Raw genomic sequence first — 3,848 nt, forward strand, 5'->3', positions numbered from 1 at the left:
GATGCCCTGCGAGCGTGCCCAGCGGACGAGCTCGACCGTCCCGGCCGTGGAAGCGTGGCAGATGTGCACGCGCGCCCCGGCGTCGCGGGCGAGCAGCGCGTCACGGGCGACGATGGACTCCTCGGCGGCGCGCGGCCAGCCGGCCAGGCCGAGCCGCGCCGCGGTCGGCCCCTCGTGGGCGACGGCACCGACGGTCAGACGCGGTTCCTCGGCGTGCTGGGCGATGAGCACCCCGAGCGAGGCGGAGTATTCGAGCGCGCGACGCATGAGCAGCGGATCGTAGACGCACTTGCCGTCGTCGGAGAACATCCGCACTCCGCCGACACCGGCGGCCATCGTGCCCATCTCGGCGAGTTGCTTGCCCTCGAGACCGACGGTGACGGCACCGACGGGGTGGACGTCGACGAGCCCGACCTCGCGGCCGCGGCGCCACACATGATCGGTGACGACCACCGAGTCGGCGACCGGATCGGTGTTGGCCATGGCGAAGACCGCGGTGTACCCGCCGCGCGCCGCGGCGGCCGAGCCGGAGTCGACGGTCTCGGTGTCCTCCCGGCCGGGTTCGCGCAGATGCGTATGCAGGTCGACGAAGCCCGGGAGCATGATCTGCCCCGTGCCGTCGACGATCTCCGCGTCGTCGCCGGCCTCGAGGTCGGTTCCGACGGCGAGGATCTGCTCGTCGCCGAGCAGCACGTCGACCGGATCGCCCTCGCCGTAGAGGCGAACGTTGCGGATGAGCACCTGCGGCGTCACCTGTGTGTCTCCTGTTCCTGTATCTCCCGGGTGGGAAGTGTGGGTCACGACAGGTTCCCTTCCGTCCCCACGAGCAGGCGGAAGAGCACCGCCATCCGCACGTGGACACCGTTGCTCACCTGTTGCAGCACCGCGCTCTGCGGGGCGTCTGCGACCGGGAAACCGATCTCCATGCCCCGGAGCATCGGACCGGGATGCAGGATCACGGCATGGTCCGGCAGCAGCGCCGCGCGCGTGGCGTTGAGCCCGTACCGGATCGAGTACTCGCGTGCGGACGGGAAGAACCCGCCGTTCATCCGCTCGGCCTGCACCCGCAGCATCATCACCGCGTCGAGGGTGGGGAGTTCCGCTTCGAGCGAATCGGCGACCGTCACCGGCCAGGTCTCCACGCCCACCGGAAGCAGGGTGCGGGGCGCGACGAGAACGACCTCGGCGCCGAGCATGCTCAGCAGCAGCGCATTCGACCGGGCCACCCGGCTGTGCAGCACGTCGCCGACGATGCCGATGCGGCGGCCTTCGATCGATCCGAGGCGCTGACGCAGGGTGAGCGCATCGAGCAGCGCCTGTGTGGGATGTTCGTGGGTGCCGTCGCCGGCGTTGACCACGGCCGGACCGGACCCGGATTCGTCGGTCCACTGCGCGATCCGGTGTGCGGCGCCGGAAGCGGAGTGGCGGACCACGAGGGCGTCGGCGCCGGCGGCGTGCAGGGTCAGCGCGGTGTCGCGCAGCGATTCGCCCTTCTTCACCGACGAACTCGACGCCGAGACGTTGATGACGTCGGCACTCATCCACTTGCCGGCGACCTCGAAGGACACACGGGTGCGGGTGGAGTTCTCGTAGAAGACGGTCATGATGGTGCGGCCGCGCAGCGTGGGGAGCTTGCGCACCTCACGCCCGAGCAGTGCCTGCTCGAACCGCTCGGCTTCGTCGAGAAGCCCCGTCGCGGAGTCCTTCGTCAGATCCGCGATGGTGAGCAGGTGTTTCACTGAGCCTTGCCTCCGGAGATCTCGACGGCGTCGCGCCCGTCGTGTTCGGTGAGCAGTACGCGGACATCCTCGGTGCGTGCGGTGGGCACGTTCTTCCCGACGTAATCGGCCCGCAGCGGAAGTTCGCGATGGCCGCGGTCGACGAGCACCGCGAGCTGGACGGCGCGGGGGCGACCGAGATCGCGCAGGGCATCGAGCGCGGCACGGACGGAGCGTCCCGAGAACAGGACGTCGTCGACGAGCACGACGAGGGTGTTGTCGACCCCACCCTCGGGCACCGAGGTGCGCTCGAGCGGTCGATGCGGCTTCGTGCGGAGGTCGTCGCGATAGAGCGTGATGTCGAGCGAACCCACCGGGACCCGGACACCGGCGAATTCCTCGATACGCTCGGCGAGTCGCTGAGCCAGAGTGATCCCGCGGGTGGGGATTCCGAGGAGTACGACACGCGGCGCGTCGTCGGGAGTGTCGAGCGCGGTCTTCTCGATGATCTGATGTGCGATCCGGGCGATCGTCCGATGGACGTCGGCGGCGGAGAGCAGCTCGCGGGCCGGCACGGCGGTACCGGACGACGCAGCAGGAGTGGAGGAAGACTCGGTGGGGGTAGAAGCTGTGGACCCGTCCTCGGACACGGCCATGCAGCGACCTCCTTCTCCGCCTCACTGGACGGATCGTTAAAGGATGCCTGACGGTTGTCGAGCCTATCAGCGTCGACGTCCGCCTCGGCACGGATGGTGGGTGAAGCGCAACACAGACCTCCCGGACGCCGGAGTGGGCCCGGCAGGAACATTCCCGCCGGGCCCACTCACGGTGCCTCGTGTCGTCGCTCGCCCCGAAAGGGTGACGAACTCAGGACTCGTCCGACTCCCGGTCCTGCGACGCCTGCGCCGGCCGGACGAGGGTGGCAGCGGCAGCTGCGCGCACCTGGTCGGCGACGGCGACGATCTGCCCGAGCACTCCGTTGACGAAGGCGGGCGAGTCGTCGGTGGACAGCTGCTTGGCGAGCTCGACCGCTTCGTCGACCGCCACCACAGGCGGCACGTCGGTCGCGTGGAAGAGTTCCCAGACCGCGATGCGCAGGATCGCGCGGTCGACGGCGGGAAGCCGGTCCAGGGTCCATTCGTGCAGGTGGTCGGCGATCACCCGATCGGTCTCGTCGAGGTTCTCGGCGACACCGCGGATGATGGTCTGCGCGTATGCCGGCACCGGTGCGACCTGGTCGTCGTCGATCGCGAGTTCGACGCGATCGGCGGCGAGGTCGACGGGATGCACGTCGCGGGCCTCCGCCTCGAAGAGCAGATCCACGGCGCGCTTGCGGGCCTTGTGGCGGGCCCCGAGCTTCTTCTGGTTACCGGACACTCAGGAATTCACTCGCCCGAGGTAGTTGCCGTCGCGGGAATCGACCTTGAGCTTGTCGCCGGTGTTGATGAACAGCGGGACCTGGATCTCGGCGCCGGTCTCGAGAGTCGCGGGCTTGGTGCCGCCGGTGGAGCGGTCGCCCTGCAGGCCGGGATCGGTGTGCTGGACGACGAGCTCGACCGTGACCGGGAGCTCCACGAACAGCGGGACGTCCTCGTGCGTCGCGACCTGGACGGGCATGTTCTCGAGCAGGAAGTCGGCGCTGGTACCGAGCAGCTCGGGCGAGATGGTGATCTGGTCGTAGGTCTCGCCGTCCATGAAGACGTAGTCGGTGCCGTCGTTGTAGAGGTAGGTCATGTCGCGGCGATCGACGGTGGCGGTCTCGACCTTGACACCGGCATTCCAGGTCTTGTCGACGGTCTTGCCCGACGTCACATTCTTGAGCTTCGTACGCACGAAGGCAGGGCCCTTGCCCGGCTTGACGTGCTGGAACTCGATGATCTGCCAGAGCTGTCCGTCGATTTTCAGAACGAGGCCGTTCTTGAAGTCACTGGTATCAGCCACTTGGTTCGTGTCTCCTAGAGTCGAGGAACCGCCCTCAAACGACGGTCAATGTCTTGTCGGTGAGCGTGAGCAACTCCGGAGTATGCTCCCGCACCACGAGCGTGTCTTCGATCCGCACGCCTCCGCGCCCCGAGAAGTACACACCCGGCTCGACGGTCACCGCCGCACCGGCGACAAGTGTACCGGTCG

The 3,848-nt window shown here is 68.4% G+C and carries 6 protein-coding genes; all 6 read right to left on the bottom strand.

The genetic code is table 11. The features are described from left to right. Positions 1-753: dihydroorotase (locus R1101_RS0118140; RefSeq protein ID WP_016934773.1), on the bottom strand; the 753-nt coding region annotated here is incomplete at its 3' end. A 44-nt stretch (positions 754-797) separates the two neighbouring features. Further along, entirely contained in the window at positions 798-1,739 is a 942-nt protein-coding gene (locus tag R1101_RS0118145; protein WP_016934774.1) for an aspartate carbamoyltransferase catalytic subunit, read from the bottom strand. Then, positions 1,736-2,374, bottom strand: coding sequence for a bifunctional pyr operon transcriptional regulator/uracil phosphoribosyltransferase PyrR (gene pyrR / locus R1101_RS0118150; protein ID WP_026003434.1), 639 nt, complete (start codon positions 2,372-2,374; stop codon positions 1,736-1,738). The genes R1101_RS0118145 and pyrR overlap by 4 nt, the downstream gene beginning before the upstream one ends. Before the next feature lie 211 nt (positions 2,375-2,585). Next, the gene (gene nusB / locus R1101_RS0118155) at positions 2,586-3,095 is read right to left on the bottom strand and encodes a transcription antitermination factor NusB (RefSeq protein WP_016934776.1); all 510 of its coding nucleotides are present in this window, start codon (positions 3,093-3,095) and stop codon (positions 2,586-2,588) included. After that, positions 3,096-3,659 carry an elongation factor P gene (gene efp, locus R1101_RS0118160; protein WP_016934777.1) on the bottom strand — a complete coding sequence of 188 codons (564 nt, stop codon included), beginning with the start codon at positions 3,657-3,659 and terminating at the stop codon, positions 3,096-3,098. A 34-nt stretch (positions 3,660-3,693) separates the two neighbouring features. After that, a partial coding sequence (locus tag R1101_RS29725; RefSeq protein WP_157179176.1) for a M24 family metallopeptidase occupies positions 3,694-3,848 on the bottom strand: 155 nt, incomplete at its 5' end.

Source organism: Rhodococcus sp. R1101 (genome assembly GCF_000278445.1).
Lineage (GTDB): Bacteria > Actinomycetota > Actinomycetes > Mycobacteriales > Mycobacteriaceae > Rhodococcus > Rhodococcus gordoniae.

Excerpts from the sequence above, each read along its gene's own strand:
- pyrR (WP_026003434.1), bottom strand. The coding sequence starts at position 2,374 with ATGGCCGTGTCCGAGGACGGGTCCACAGCTTCTACCCCCACCGAGTCT.